The 14,038-nt window shown below is 71.7% G+C and carries 10 protein-coding genes; 6 read left to right on the forward strand and 4 right to left on the reverse strand.

Annotated elements, in window-relative coordinates; translation table 11 throughout:
• Positions 1 to 140: 140 nt before the first annotated feature.
• On the reverse strand, positions 141 to 1,970 hold the full coding sequence (locus tag JJJ14_RS03000; RefSeq protein WP_201444643.1) for a tetratricopeptide repeat protein: 1,830 nt from the start codon (positions 1,968 to 1,970) through the stop codon (positions 141 to 143).
• Between the two features lie 177 nt (positions 1,971 to 2,147).
• Here JJJ14_RS03000 and JJJ14_RS03005 point away from each other — a divergent pair, with 177 nt between their 5' ends.
• The gene (locus tag JJJ14_RS03005) at positions 2,148 to 2,876 is read left to right on the forward strand and encodes an MgtC/SapB family protein (RefSeq protein WP_003789333.1); all 729 of its coding nucleotides are present in this window, start codon (positions 2,148 to 2,150) and stop codon (positions 2,874 to 2,876) included.
• A gap of 11 nt (positions 2,877 to 2,887) precedes the next feature.
• Here the strand turns inward: JJJ14_RS03005 and JJJ14_RS03010 are convergent, their stop codons facing one another.
• The 3 genes from JJJ14_RS03010 to JJJ14_RS03020 form a co-directional block, all read right to left on the reverse strand.
• A complete protein-coding gene (locus tag JJJ14_RS03010) occupies positions 2,888 to 4,366 on the reverse strand; it encodes an NAD(P)(+) transhydrogenase (Re/Si-specific) subunit beta (RefSeq protein WP_201444644.1) in 1,479 nt (492 codons plus the stop codon).
• A 12-nt stretch (positions 4,367 to 4,378) separates the two neighbouring features.
• Positions 4,379 to 5,929 carry a Re/Si-specific NAD(P)(+) transhydrogenase subunit alpha gene (locus JJJ14_RS03015; RefSeq protein ID WP_201444645.1) on the reverse strand — a complete coding sequence of 517 codons (1,551 nt, stop codon included), beginning with the start codon at positions 5,927 to 5,929 and terminating at the stop codon, positions 4,379 to 4,381.
• A 188-nt stretch (positions 5,930 to 6,117) separates the two neighbouring features.
• Positions 6,118 to 6,873 (reverse strand): ROK family protein, encoded by a 756-nt coding sequence (locus JJJ14_RS03020; protein ID WP_201444646.1) that lies wholly within the window; start codon positions 6,871 to 6,873, stop codon positions 6,118 to 6,120.
• Positions 6,874 to 6,921: 48 nt separating this feature from the next.
• Between JJJ14_RS03020 and truA the strand changes: the two genes are divergently transcribed.
• From truA to JJJ14_RS03045, 5 genes are all read left to right on the forward strand, one after another.
• A complete protein-coding gene (gene truA, locus JJJ14_RS03025; protein WP_201444647.1) occupies positions 6,922 to 7,821 on the forward strand; it encodes a tRNA pseudouridine(38-40) synthase TruA in 900 nt (299 codons plus the stop codon).
• Positions 7,822 to 8,079: 258 nt separating this feature from the next.
• Positions 8,080 to 8,523 (forward strand): 50S ribosomal protein L13, encoded by a 444-nt coding sequence (gene rplM, locus JJJ14_RS03030; protein ID WP_003789346.1) that lies wholly within the window; start codon positions 8,080 to 8,082, stop codon positions 8,521 to 8,523.
• A 43-nt stretch (positions 8,524 to 8,566) separates the two neighbouring features.
• Complete coding sequence (rpsI, locus tag JJJ14_RS03035) at positions 8,567 to 9,061, forward strand: 30S ribosomal protein S9 (RefSeq protein WP_003789348.1); 495 nt, start codon at positions 8,567 to 8,569, stop codon at positions 9,059 to 9,061.
• A 314-nt stretch (positions 9,062 to 9,375) separates the two neighbouring features.
• Positions 9,376 to 10,737, forward strand: coding sequence for a phosphoglucosamine mutase (glmM, locus tag JJJ14_RS03040; RefSeq protein ID WP_010614548.1), 1,362 nt, complete (start codon positions 9,376 to 9,378; stop codon positions 10,735 to 10,737).
• A 102-nt stretch (positions 10,738 to 10,839) separates the two neighbouring features.
• Positions 10,840 to 14,037 carry a BTAD domain-containing putative transcriptional regulator gene (locus JJJ14_RS03045; RefSeq protein ID WP_201444648.1) on the forward strand — a complete coding sequence of 1,066 codons (3,198 nt, stop codon included), beginning with the start codon at positions 10,840 to 10,842 and terminating at the stop codon, positions 14,035 to 14,037.
• The last annotated feature ends 1 nt before the right edge of the window (position 14,038 follow it).

The raw sequence follows: 14,038 nt of genomic DNA on the forward strand, positions 1-14,038 counted from the left end.
CCTCCAGATCACTGGGGACGGGCCGCAGTCGTGTGGGGGAGAAGTACGTCCTGGGCGCAGATCGCAGTTCCCGATCCGCCCGGCTTTGCGTGTCGCACTCGCCCGCCCGCACCGTGGCACTGCCGGGCCGGCGCCGCCCCTCAGAATCCCCTGATGGAGTCCTCCAAGGCCTTGTCCTCTGTCATGGCCTCGCTCTCCTGGCGGATGCGGGCGGCGTCGGCCTCCCTGCCCGCCCACTCGAGGACTGACGCATAGGTTCGCAGCGCGCCGGCGAGCCCCCGGCTGAAGTCCTCCGGGCGCCTGCGGGCCAGGCTCCGGTAGAGGGCGACCGCCTCCCGTGCGGTCTCCAGGGCCTCGCCTCGGTGACCGGCCTCGGCCAGGCGCTTGGTGAGCCGGTGCAGGCACGGGGCCAGCGCCGGGGCGTGCGTCGCCGGATCGCGCTCGGCCAGTTCTCGTCGGATGGCCGCCGTCTCCCGGATTGCGGCCAAGGCAGCGGAGCGGTCCCCGACGTCACTCAGGCACGTGGCCAGGTTGTGCAGGCAGGCCGCCAGGTCCGGCTTGTAGGCGGCCGGATCGACCTGAGCCAGGCTCCGGTAGAAGGTGACCGCCTCCTGCACCGCGGCCAGGGCCTCGTGCGCACGCCCGGCCCGGCTGAGGTTCAAGGTGAGGATATTGAGCGCCCGAGCCAGGTCGGCGGTATGAGGAGCCGGGTTGGTACGGACCAGCTGCCGGTAGATGTCGATGGCCTCCCAGGCCATCGCGAAGGACTCCTGCAGTTGCCCGGCCGTGTACAGGTAGACGGCGAGGACGTACAGGGACTCAGCCAGGGCCGGGGTCTCAGTGCTGGGGCGGCTGTGCTCCAGTGCGCGTCGAATGCTGACCGCCTCCCGTGCCGAAGCCAGAGCGCGGTCCAGCCTGTCAGCCTCACGCAGGCAGGCGGCCTGGACCGTGAGGGCGTCGGCCAGATCGGGCAGGTGGGTGTCGGGGGTACTGTGGGCCAGAGCGCGAGCGAGGTTGACTGCTTGCTCGCCCGCGGCGAGTGCCTCACGGTGCCGCCCCACGTCGCTCAGGCGCCGAGCCTGTGTCCCCAGGGCATGGGCGGCCTTCGGCGAGTAGAGCGCCGGCGTGCGACGGGCCAGTCCCCGGTAGAGTGCAGCGGCCTCCTCGGCCGCCTCCAGGGCCTTGGTTCGACGCCCGACGGCGGCCCCACAGGCGGCCAGCACCTCCAGGGCACCGGCAAGATCGCCGGTGCAGGAACCGATCTCCTCCTCATCGAGGCGGCGGTAGAGACCCACGGCCTCCCGGGCCAGCTCGAGGGCCTCATCGACATATCCCACCGTGCGCAGTCTGGGAGCCAGACGGGCCAGGTCCGCCGCGAGTCGGCGCGTGTGCACATCCGGATCAGCCCGGACCAGACGCCGTCGGACGGTGAGGGCCTGCTGGGCGGTGACGAAGGCGTCGCTGGGCCGACCGGACTCACTCAGGCAGCAGGCGAGTGTGACCAGTGCCTGAGCCAACCCGGTCTCGTCGTTGACGGGATCATCCCGGCGCAGGCCCCGGTAGAGGTCCACGGACTCCTGAGCGCTGGCCAGGGCGTCACGCAGATCGCCGGAAGCGCTCATGTCGACGGCGAGGCGGCACAGAGCCTGCGCCAGCCCGGAGGCGTGGGCGTCGTAGTCGTACCGGGTCAGGCGCCGTCGGAGCCGGACCGTCTCCTGCGAGACCGCAACCCCCTCACGCATGCGGCGGGCCTCGCGCAGGCGGTCCGCCATGACCGACAGCCCCTCTGCCAGATCGGGCAGGTAGACGTCCGGACTGAGCCGGGCCAGGCTCCGGAGAACCTGGCAGGCATCCCGTGCGGCATCCAGAGCCTCCCCCCGACGGCCCGACTCTGCCAGGCGCTCACTGAGCTCCAGCAGCCGACCGGCGCGAGCAGCTCCCTCGGGGGCGGCGCAGGGGGAGAGCAACACGTCTGACAAGCCTCAGGAACAGGGGGAAGATGGTGTGCTCACGCTAAACGGTGCCTGCGCGGCGCCGCGATGGGGAGACATCACCAAAGGCGCGCCCGGCCAGGGGCTCCTTTAGAATCGGCGCTGTGCTGGCAGCGGGCCGGCAGGGGGCCGGCGGCGGCCGGCAGGACAGGCACGGTGACGACACGGAAGGGAGTCGGTGTGGACACGCTGTTCAGCCTGAACCACGTGGGGGTGCAGGTCGTCGCGATGCTCGCCACCTTCGTCCTGTGCCTGACGCTGGGCGCCGAGCGCCACCTGCGCCACAAGGACGCCGGCGTCAAGACGCACGTCCTGGTGGGACTGGGCTCGTGCCTGTTCACCCTGGTGTCCGCCTACGGCTTCGCCCCGATCACCGGCTCGGATGTTGCAGTGGACCCCAGCCGCGTGGCCGCGCAGATCGTCTCCGGTATCGGCTTCCTGGGTGCCGGGGTCATCTTCGTCAACAACGACACCGTCCGGGGCCTGACCACCGCCGCGACCGTCTGGCTCAGCGCCGCCATCGGCATGGCCTGCGGGGCGGGCATGATCCCCCTGGCGGCCACGGCGGTCGCGCTGGACTACATCGTCGTCCTGTTCCTGGGGCCCCTCACCTCGCGCCTGCAGCGCCGCCGCGGCGAGGTGACCGTGCGCATCGACTACGAGATCGGCAGCGCCGTCATGCCCGAGATCCTCCAGGTCGCCACCGCATCGGGCTTCACCGCCACCCTGGAGGAGACCGAGGTGACCCGCGGCGAGCACGGGCGCACCATGAACGCCGTCATGCGCTTCCACGGGCAGCGCCCCGCCGTCAACCTCATCGAGGCACTCTCCGGACTCGACGGCGTCGACGGCGTCGAGTGCCTCGAGGGAGGCCGGCTCGACTGAGCCCGCCCCTCCTACTCCAGGGCGCGGATGATGGCCTCGACCGTGTCCTTGGCGTCGCCGAACAGCATGGAGCTGTTCTCCCGGAAGAAGAGCGGGTTGTTCACCCCCGCATAGCCGGTCGCCATGGAGCGCTTGAAGACGATGACCCGGCTGGCCTCCCACACGTGCAGTACAGGCATGCCCGCGATCGGGGAGCCCGGCTCCTTCGCGGCCGGGTTCACGGTGTCGTTGGCGCCGATGATGAGGACGGCATCGACCTCGTCGAAGGAGTCGTTGACCTCGTCCATCTCCAGGACGATGTCGTAGGGGACCTTCGCCTCGGCCAGCAGCACGTTCATGTGCCCGGGCAGGCGGCCCGCCACCGGGTGGATGCCGAACGTGACCTCCACGCCCTCCGAGCGCAGCATCTCGGTCAGCGTGGCCACCGGGTACTGGGCCTGGGCGACGGCCATCCCGTAGCCGGGGGTGATGACCACGCGCCGGGCGGACTGCAGCAGGTGGGCCACCTCGCCGGCAGTGGTCTCATGCACCGTGCCCTCCTGTCCCGAACCGCTCGAGGCGGCGCTGGTGGAGTCGGTCCCGTAGCCGCCCAGCAGCACCGAGACGAAGGAGCGGTTCATGGCCTGGCACATGAGGTAAGACAGGTAGGCCCCCGAGGAGCCCACCAGCGCCCCGGTGATGATGAGCAGGTCGTTGTCCACCATGAAGCCGGTGAAGGCGGAGGCCCACCCCGAGTAGGAGTTCATGATCGAGACGACCACCGGCATGTCGCCGCCGCCGATGGCCAGCACCAGGTGCGCCCCCAGCGCCAGCGCGATGAGCGTCATCACCGCCAGGAGGGCCCAGCCCGCGGCGGAGCCGGCCGGCGCCATCATGAAACCGACCATGAGGACCAGGGAGCCGATGAGCGCCCCCAGGTTGAGCAGGTTGCGGCCCGGCAGCGTCAGCGGCCGCCCCGGCACCCGGCCGGCCAGCTTGGCGGCCGCCAGGACCGAGCCGGTGAAGGTCACCCCGCCGACGAACACGCCCAGGAAGACCTCACCCAGGTGGAAGGCGCCCAGCGAGGCGGACAGGGCGTCGGGGGAGACGTAGGAGTTGTAGCCCACCAGGACGGCCGCCAGCCCCACCAGCCCGTTGAGCACGGCGATGAGCTGGGGCATCCCGGTCATGGCGACGCGCCGGGCCACCACCAGCCCGATGACCGAGCCCAGGGCCAGGCCCATGGCGATGAGCAGCAGCGTGGGCAGCACACCGCGTGCGGGGTGGTTGCTCAGGGCCAGGCCGATGGCGGCCAGCACCGCAACTCCCATGCCGACGGCGCCCGCCACGTTGCCGGCCACGGCCGTCTCATGGCGGGACAGGCCGGCCGCGGCCAGGATGAACAGGATCGCGGCGGCGATATAGGCCAGGACCACCGGCGAGGGCAGCGACGGCACGGCGGCGATCAACGTGCTTGACGACGTGGCCGGCATCAGGATGTGAGTCATCATCTGCTCCTCACCTCAGTCCTTCGTGAACATGGCGAGCATGCGGTGGGTGACCGCGAAGCCACCGACGATGTTGATCGTGGCCAGGACCACCGCCGCCAGGCTGATGGCGCTGATGAGCGGATGGGGGTGGCCGACCTGCGAGATCGCCCCGACCAGGATGATTCCCGAGATCGCGTTGGTCACCGACATCAGCGGCGTGTGCAGGGCCGGGGTCACGTTGGAGATGACGTGGAAGCCCAGGATCACCGAGAGCATGAGCACGATGTAGTGGCTCGTGGCGGCCGACGGCGTCACCAGCACCAGCGCGGCGGCCACCAGGGTCGCCGCGGCCAGACCCAGCCACTGCCGGGAGCGTGAGCGCGCCTGAGCCGCGCGGGCGGCCTCCTGGGCGGCCGCGTCGTCAGCGGCCGTCCGCTCCGGCTGGCTCGCGGCGGGGGCGGCCGAGACCTGGATCGGGGGAGGGGGCCACAGCAGTTCGCCGTCGTGGGTGACCGCGATGGCCCGGACCACCTCATCGTCCAGGTCCAGGGCGAGGGTCCCATCCTTGTCGGGGGTGACCAGGCTCAGCAGGTTGACGATGTTGCGCCCGTAGAGCTGGGTCGCCTGTGCGGGCAGCATCCCGGCCAGGTCCGTGTGCCCGACGATCGTGACACCGCCGTCGGTGGTGACCACCTGACCGGGCACCGTCAGCTCGGTGTTGCCGCCGGTGGCCGCCGCCATGTCGATAATGACCGATCCGGGGCGCATGGCCTCGATCGCGGAGCGGTCCAGGAGCACCGGGGCGCGGCGCCCCGGGATGCTCGCCGTGGTGATGACGACGTCGGACTCGGCGGCCTGCTGGGCGTAGAGCGCGTTGGCCGCACTCGCCTGGTCGGCGCTCATCTCCTTGGCGTAGCCGTCGGAGGACACCTCCTGGGCGCTGGGCAGCGGCACGAACTGAGCCCCCATGGAACGCACCTGGTCGGCGACCTCCGGGCGCACGTCGGAGCCGCGCACCTGCGCGCCCAGGGAGCAGGCGGTCCCGATGGCGGACAGGCCGGCCACGCCCGCGCCGATGACATAGACGGTGGCGGGCGGGAACTTACCGGCGGCGGTCACCTGCCCGCTGAACAGCCTGCCCAGGTGGGAGGCCGCCTCAATGACGGCGCGGTAACCGGCCAGGTTCGCCTGCGAGGAGAGCACGTCCAAGGACTGCGCCCGCGAGATCCTGGGGACCACGTCCAGGGCCAGGGTGGTGATGCCGCGCTCGCGCAGCGACTCGAGGAGCTCGGGGTGGCGCGCCGGGTCCAGCCGGCAGATGAGGACCGCGCCCCGGCTCATGAGTGCCAGGTGCTCCTCGGCAGGGGCCGACGCGCTCACCACGACGTCGCAGCCCCAGACCCGGGCCCCGCCGGCCAGGCGGGCCCCGGCGGCCTCATAGGCCTCGTCGGGGAACTGCGCCCGCGCCCCGGCGCCGCTCTCCACCAGGACCTCGTAGCCCAGGCGGATCATCCGCTCCACCGTCTGCGGGCTCGCAGCGGCACGCGGCTGATCGGCTGGCTCGCAGGGGACTCCGATACTCATAGTGCCTCCTTGCACAATGAGGGTGCCGCCGTGGGCACGTCGCATAACTTATCGGCAAGATAGAAGGTGATGCGCCCCTCGGCAAGGGACTGTTGGTGCTGAGTCGGAGATGTGAGCGGCCGGGTGCGCCGCGAAGGTAACCGGCCTCCCCTGGGGGAGGGTGCCGGCGACGGACGGAGTAACGGGAATCAGGGGCGGGCCATGTCCCAGCAGCGGGCGCCCCCGGTCATGCCGGCCTCGTTGGGGACCACGACGACGTCGTCGCCGATCTTGGCCAGCTGGGCCGCCGTGATCCGCCGCGAGTTGCCGCCGCCCAGGTAGAGGCGGTCCCACAGGTACATGGGGCGCAGGGCGTCGACGACGCGGCGCACCCGGCGCGACCAGTGCGCGTCGCCCAGGCGCAGGCGCTCGTGCTCGCCGATGTAGTCGTCGTACGTCAGTCCCCAGCGCACCGGCCCCTGGGAGACCTCCACGTGCGGGGCCAGGACCCCGTTGTCGAAGACGGCGTTGCCCAGGCCCGTGCCCAGGGTCACGATCATCTCCAGGCCGTGGCCCGTGACGACGCCGGCCCCGGCGACCTCGGCGTCGTTGAGGACCCGGGAGGGGATGCCCAGGGCCTTGGAGACGGCGGCACCCATGTCGAAGCGGCCCCAGGCCTCCACCAGGTCGGGCAGCACCTTGGAGCGCGGGCCGTCCTTGGTGATGTAGTGCGGCGTGGCGATGACGACCCCGTGGCGGATCATGCCCGGCATCCCCACCGTCACCCGGTCCGCGCCCGGCAGCTGGGAGGCCAGCGAGGCGATGGTCTCCACCAGCTTCTCCGGCGGCAGCGGGTAGGGGGTCGGGGTGCGCACGGCGCGGGAGATGATGTTGCCCTCGCAGTCCAGCACCGAGGCCTTGATGCCGCCGCCTCCGCAGTCCACGGACAGAGTCGTTGTGCTCACGGCCGCGAGCCTAGTGGAAGCGCGAAGCCGGTGCGGTTCAATGGGGGCATGCCACGCATCCGCCTCGACCTGGCCTACGACGGCACCTTCTTCTCCGGGTGGGCCGCTCAGCCCGGGCTGCGCACCGTCGAGGGGGTCCTCACCTCCGCCCTGGCCACCGTGCTGCGTGAGCCCGTCCGCCTCACCGTGGCTGGACGCACCGACGCCGGCGTCCACGCCGCCGCCCAGGTGGTCCACCTCGATGTGAGCCCCGAGGCCTGGGCCGCACTGCCCGGACGCTCCGAGCGCCTCCCCGAGACCGCCCTGCTCACCCGGGTGGCGGGCGTCCTGGCCCGTGAGGCCCAGCAGAGCCTGGCGCGCACGCCGCGCGGGGCCGGCGACGTCGTCATCACCGGGGCGCGCACCGTGCCGGAGGCCTTCGACGCCCGCTTCGGCGCCCTGAGCCGCCGCTACACCTACCGGATCGCCGACGCCGCCGCCCCGCGCGACCCCGCCCGGCGTGCCACCGTCCTATGGCTGCCCGATGTGCTCGACGTCGAGGCCATGGACGCCTGTGCCCGGCCCCTGCTCGGCGAGCACGACTTCCTGTCCTACTGCAAGCCCCGCGAGGGTGCCACAACCATCCGCACCCTGCGCACCCTGCAGTGGCGCCGGGCCGAGGCCGGGCCGGACTCGGGGCCGGACGCGGGGCTCGTGACCCTGAGCGTCGTCGCCGACGCCTTCTGCCACTCCATGGTCCGCTCCCTGGTGGGGGCCGGCCTGGCCGTCGGGCAGGGACGCAAGCCGGTCACCTGGCCGCGCGAGCTCCTGGACGCCCGCACGCGCCAGAGCGCCGCCCCCGTCGCCCCGCCGCACGGGCTGACCCTGGAGGAGGTCACCTACCCGGCCGACGACGAGCTCTCCGCCCAGGCCGAGCGGGCCCGCACCACCCGGCGTCTGAGCTGCTGATCGGCGGTTAGGAACCCACCGGGCCGCGTGGTGCGATTCACGGAACTGGGAAGCCGCACCTTTTGACCCTTCCGCGGGGCTCCCGGTACTGTTGGCAATCGTCGTGCAGCACACGTGTGCGTGTCCGCGGTGCCGTCCCACTCGCCCCGGATCGCCTGTGCTCCGACCACTCACCTGACCATGGTGGTCTCGCCGAACCGCGAACGCTTCACCGCGCTTCGGCGTGCCCACTCGCCAAGAGAAACGAAGGCAACGCCCGTGCGCACGTACACACCGAAGCCCGGCGACGTCGAGAAGAACTGGTACGTCATCGACGCCACCGACGTCGTCCTGGGTCGACTCGCGGCCCAGGCCGCCACCCTGCTCCGTGGGAAGCACAAGCCCCAGTTCGCCCCCAACGAGGACTGCGGCGACTACGTCGTCATCATCAATGCCGACAAGGTGGCTCTCACCAACGGCAAGGCTGACAAGAAGTTCGCCTACCGCCACTCCGGCCACCCGGGTGGCCTGACCGCTGTCTCCTACCGCGAGCTGCTGGCCACCCGCCCGGAGCGCGCCGTCGAGAAGGCCATCAAGGGCATGGTTCCCCACACCAAGCTCGGTCGCGCCCAGCTCAAGAAGCTCAAGGTCTACGCAGGTGCCGAGCACCCGCACGCCTCCCAGAGCCCGAAGACGTTCGAGATCACCCAGGTCGCCCAGTAAGCGCTCCAGCGCTCGGCACCCCGCGACAAGCAAAGGACATATCGTGGCTGAGACCACTGTCGACATTGACGCGCTGGACGAGGAGAACGCCCCCTCCAGCTACACCACCGAGACCGAGGAGTCCGCTCCGGGTCGCGGCCAGTCCATCACCGCCCCCGGCTCCGGCCTGGGTCGCCGCAAGGAGGCCGTCGCTCGCGTGCGCCTCGTTCCCGGCACCGGCCAGTGGACGCTCAACGGCCGCTCCCTGGAGGACTACTTCCCCAACAAGCTGCACCAGCAGCTCGTGCGCGCCCCCTTCACCATCCTGGACCTCGAGGGCCGCTTCGACGTCGTCGCCCGCATCAACGGCGGTGGCGTCTCCGGCCAGGCCGGCGCCCTGCGCCTGGGCATCGCCCGCGCGCTCAACGAGATCGACCGTGAGGCCAACCGCGCCACCCTGAAGAAGGCCGGTTTCCTCACTCGCGACTCGCGCATCGTGGAGCGCAAGAAGGCCGGTCTGCACAAGGCCCGCCGCGCCCCTCAGTACTCCAAGCGCTGATCGGGTCAGGTCCTGGCCGAGCCGGCCGGGCCTTCCCTCCGCTTACCTACGACGGCGGTCGCCCCCTTCCCGGGGCGGCCGCCGTCGTCATGTGTCAGGGGTGGTGGGGAGCCTCCCGGGCGGCGGCGCATCAGTCGATAAGCGGCCGACAGACGTCCGAGGCGCGGCGGTGAGGGGCGCGATCTCAGGCGCGAGCCGCCGGGCCGGGGTCGGCGCAGGACATCAGACCTTGTGCTCTGGCCGAAGGTTGGGCCCCGATGTTCGGCGCCCCGTGGCAGGATGGTGCTGTTTCGTCACCCTTCAGGAGGATTTCCATGGCTCGTCTCTTCGGAACCGACGGCGTACGCGGCCTGGCCAACGACCTGCTCACGCCCACCCTGGCCGTACAGCTCGGTGAGGCCGCGGCCCGCGTCCTGACCAAGGACACGTCCGCCGCACGGAGCTCACGCAGCGGCCGCCCCCGCGCGATCGTGGGCCGCGATACCCGCGCCTCCGGAGAGTTCCTCGACCACGCCATCAGCGCGGGCCTGGCCTCCTCCGGCATCGACGTCACCCGCGTGGGCGTCCTACCCACCCCGGCGATCGCCCACCTGACGGCCACCCAGGACATCGAGCTGGGCGTCATGATCTCCGCCTCCCACAACCCCTTCCCGGACAACGGCATCAAGTTCATCGCCCGTGGCGGCTACAAGCTCGCCGACGCCGTCGAGGACGAGATCGAGGCCCTCCTGGGCAAGGTCAACGACCGCCCCACCGGCGCCGACGTCGGCCGTGTCATCAAGGGGGAGACCGTCGCGGATCAGAACTACATCAACCACCTCGTCGACTCCGTCGCCACTGACCTGTCCGGCCTGCGCATCGTCGTCGACGCCTCCAACGGCGCCGCCTCCGTCGTCGGCCCGGCCGCGCTGCGGGCCGCCGGCGCCGAGGTCATCGTCATCAACGCCTCCCCGGACGGCCTCAACATCAACGACAACTGCGGCTCCACCCACCCCGAGCAGCTGCAGAACTACGTCACGGCGGTCGGGGCGGACATGGGTGTGGCCTACGACGGCGACGCCGACCGCTGCCTGGCCGTGGACGCCGACGGCAAGCTCGTCGACGGTGACCAGATCATGGGCATGCTCGCCATCGGCATGAAGGCGGACGGCACTCTCGGCTCCGACACGCTCGTCGTGACCGTCATGAGCAACCTCGGCCTCATCCTGGCCATGCGTGAGCACGGCATCCGCACCGTCCAGACCGGCGTGGGCGACCGCTACGTGCTCGAGCGGATGCTCCAGGGCGGCTACACCCTGGGCGGCGAGCAGTCCGGGCACGTCATCGACACCGTCCACGCCACCACCGGTGACGGCGTGCTCACCTCCCTGCACGTGGCTGCGCGCGTCAAGCGCACCGGCAAGACGCTGGCCGAGCTCGCCAGCGTCGTCACCCGCCTGCCCCAGACCCTCATCAACGTCAAGAATGTCGACAAGGGCGCCGCCAGCACCAACAAGGCCGTGCAGGACGCCGTGGCCTCCGCGGAGAAGGACCTGGGCGAGACCGGCCGGGTCCTGCTGCGCCCCTCGGGCACCGAGCCGCTCGTGCGCGTCATGGTCGAGGCCGCCACCCAGGAGGAGGCCGACCGCGTGGCCCGCTCCCTGGCCGACACCGTCAAGAACAACCTCAGCCTGTGAGCTGACGGCGGTTTCCTCCCCGGGGCCGGTCGCAGCCGCCGCCACCAGTACGGTGGCCGGCGTCGTGACCGGCCCCGGCACGTGGAGCACCGCCTCACGGTGATGGGTGAGAATGGCCTCGTGACCTCCTCGTACCGCCTGGCTCTCCTGACGGAGCCGCCGACCTGGCAAGGCCGGCCCTTGAGCGGAAGGAGCCTTGACCTGCTCGCCGTGCTCGCCGGCAGCCAGGACGCCAGGGTGAGCGACGGCGCCCTCATTGAGGCCCTGTGGCCCGACGACGCCCCGGCCCGGCCGCTGCGGGCGCTGCACGTCGTCGTCTCCCGGCTGCGTGCCGTCGTGGGGGAGGGTGTCGTCGAGCGCAGCGGCGATGGCTACCGACTGGAGCTGGCGGAGGCGGAGGCTGATGTCCGGGACCTGTCGTATCGGGCGGAGCGCGCCCGAGCCTGCGCCGCTGCCGGCCAGTGGGAGCAGGTCCTCGATCTCACCGACCGACTGCTCCAGGTGCCCGTTCCCGACGAGGCCGATGACAACGGTGGAGCAGGAGCCGCCCCTATGGCCCTCTTGCGAGAGCGGGCTGCAGCCCTGACCGAGGGGGCCCGCCGCGACCGGGGGCTCGCCCTGGAGGCCACCGGCGAGTACGAGCGGGCCGCGGATCTGTTGCGTGAGGCCTCCCAGCGTGACGGCGGCGATGAGGCGGTCCTGGCCGCCCTCATGCGCGCCGAGTCCTGGGTACGCTCACCGGCTGCGGCCCTGGAGATCTACGAGCACTACCGCCGTCGACTGCGTGAGCTGGGAGCCGTGCCCGGTCCGGCCATGCGCGCCGCCCACGAGGCGGTCCTGGCCGCCGAGAGCCCTGTGCGCCACGGCCTGCAGCCCGAGCCCGAGCACTTCCTGGGGCGCGAGGCGGACGTGACCGGTGTTCTCAAGGCCCTGAGCACCCACCGTCTGGTGACGCTCACCGGCCCCGGTGGGGTCGGCAAGACCACCCTGGCCCAGGTGGTGGCGGCCCGCAGCCGCCGCCCCGCCGTCTACGTCGTCGCCCTCGCCGAGGTGTCACCCGGAGCCGATCTGGCCAGGGTCGTGCTCGACGCGATCGGAGGCCCTGCAGTCGTCAACGGTGACCCGCACCGCGATCTGGCCGCCGCCCTCTCCCAGCCCGGAACCGTCCTGGTGCTGGACAACTGCGAGCACCTGGCCGGTGAGGCGGCCGACCTCATCGGGCCGCTCCTGGTCGCCTGCCCCGACCTGCGCGTCCTGGCGACCTCGCGCCGCCCCCTCGACCTGGCAGCGGAGCACGTCCACCGCCTCGAGGCCCTCGATGCCGCATCGTCGACTGAGCTGTTCCGTGCCCGCGCTCTGGCCGCTCGCCCCGGCCAGGTCATCGACGATGACGACCTAGGCGAGCTCCTGAGCCGGTTGGAGGGCATCCCCTTGGCCATCGAGCTGGCCGCCGCACGCACCCGCAGCCTGTCGGTCGGCCAGATCGCCGAGCGACTGCCCGGCAGACCCGATCTGCTCACCGCCGCCCGTGACGCCCCGGCCCGTCAGCGCACCCTGACAGCGGTCATCGACTGGTCCTGGAACCTGCTCGACGCCGCCGAACGCCGCGCCCTGGCCCGGCTGGCCCTGCTCGCCGACGGCTTCACCCTCCTGCCCGCGGAGGCGCTCATCGGCGCGCAGGCCGCCGACCTCCTCGACGCCCTGGTCTCCCACTCCCTGCTCGTGGTGCGCGACCACGGCCTGCCCCGCTTCCACATGCTCGTCACCGTCCGCGACTTCGCTCTGGCGCAGCTGTCCGCCTCCGGTGACGAGGCCGAGGCCCGCGCGGCCCTGCGCCAGTGGGCGGTGGACCTGTGCTCCCAGATCCGTTTTCCCGTGGACGCCGGCGACTTCGGCGACGCCCGTCACCCCGAGGCGCGCCGCCACGACCTTCTCTTCCGGCAGGTCTCCCACGATGAGGCCGTCATCCTTCAACAGCTCGACCGGCTCCTGGCACAGGCCGACGGCCACGGCACGGATCACCTGCCGGCGGAGCTGCGCGACGCCATCTGCCTCATCGGTGCCGCCCTCATGCGCCTGTGGAGCGTCACCTGGAGCTATGAGCGCATCGCCGACTACGGTGCGCGCCTCATCGCTTCCGCTGTCCAACCCGCCCAGGACTCACGCGGCAATGAGGCAGGCCTGAGCGTCCTGGCCCTGTGCGTCACCCTCTTCGGGCTCCTGAGCCACGTGCCCGCACAGGTCCGCTCCCTGCTGCCGGCCTCCTTCGACGGAGAGGGACCGTTCAGCCGGGTCAGGCGCTTCCTGCGTGCCAGCGACGAGCAGTGGCCCGAGCTGACCGGCGACGCCGACCCCTGGGTCGCCTGGGCGGCGACCCGCTGCCTGGCCGCCCAGCAGGAGGACGACGGCGACCCTCAAGCCTCCCTGGAGACCATCGAGGCCCTCCTGGGGCGGCTCCACGGCCACGACCTGGCCGGCATTCACCTGCTCGAGCTGCACCTCCACCGGCTGCAGGTGCTCATGTCCCTGGGACGCTACAGCCAGGTCGTCGACGCCTGCTCGCGCGCCCAGGTGCTCCTGGAACGGGTCCTGCCCAGCTGGGGCGAGTTCTTCCACACGACACTGCACATGGAGGGGGCCTACTGCGCGGTCTACCTCGATCCGCGCCCCGAGACGGCGGGCAGGCTGCTGGAGAGCCTGGAACCGGTCGACCTGCCGGGAACCATGCGCTTCATCGCCCGCTCCGTGCGCGGCGAGCTCGAGCTCACCCGCGGGAACGTGCGCACCGCCGCCCTCATCCAGCGCGTGAGCCTGCGCTACGCCGGGAACTGGCGCTCCATCCTGGGATCGGGCTCCCAGTGGGAGCTCTACATCCTGAGCATGTGCCTAGTCACCGACGTCGAGCTCAGCCCCGACGATGCCGTCGAGCTCGATACCCGAGCCGTCCGTGCCCGAGCCACCTCCCTGCTGCGCGAGATCCTCTCCGATCCGGCTCCACTGCAGCGTGACATTCCCACGCTCATGGCTTTCGCGGCCGCCGTCGGCCTGTCCACCGTGGCTGCTGAGGACGCGGGCTCCGACCGGCGGGCAGTAGGGGGCGAGCTGGTCGCCACCGCCCTGGCGGTGGGCACCAACCAGACCTGCCGCCTGCTCTCCCACGACTACCTGCGCAGCCGCACTGAGCGGCTGGACGCCCGGGCGCTGGCTCAGGCCGAGGAGAGGATCCGGCCCCTGGACCGCGGCGGGCTCGTGGCTCACGCCGCCGACCTCGCCGGCCGTCTGGCGGGCGAGGTCGGCTGAG

The sequence above is a fragment of the Actinomyces sp. HMT 175 genome, from assembly GCF_016694895.1.
Taxonomy (GTDB): domain Bacteria; phylum Actinomycetota; class Actinomycetes; order Actinomycetales; family Actinomycetaceae; genus Actinomyces; species Actinomyces oris.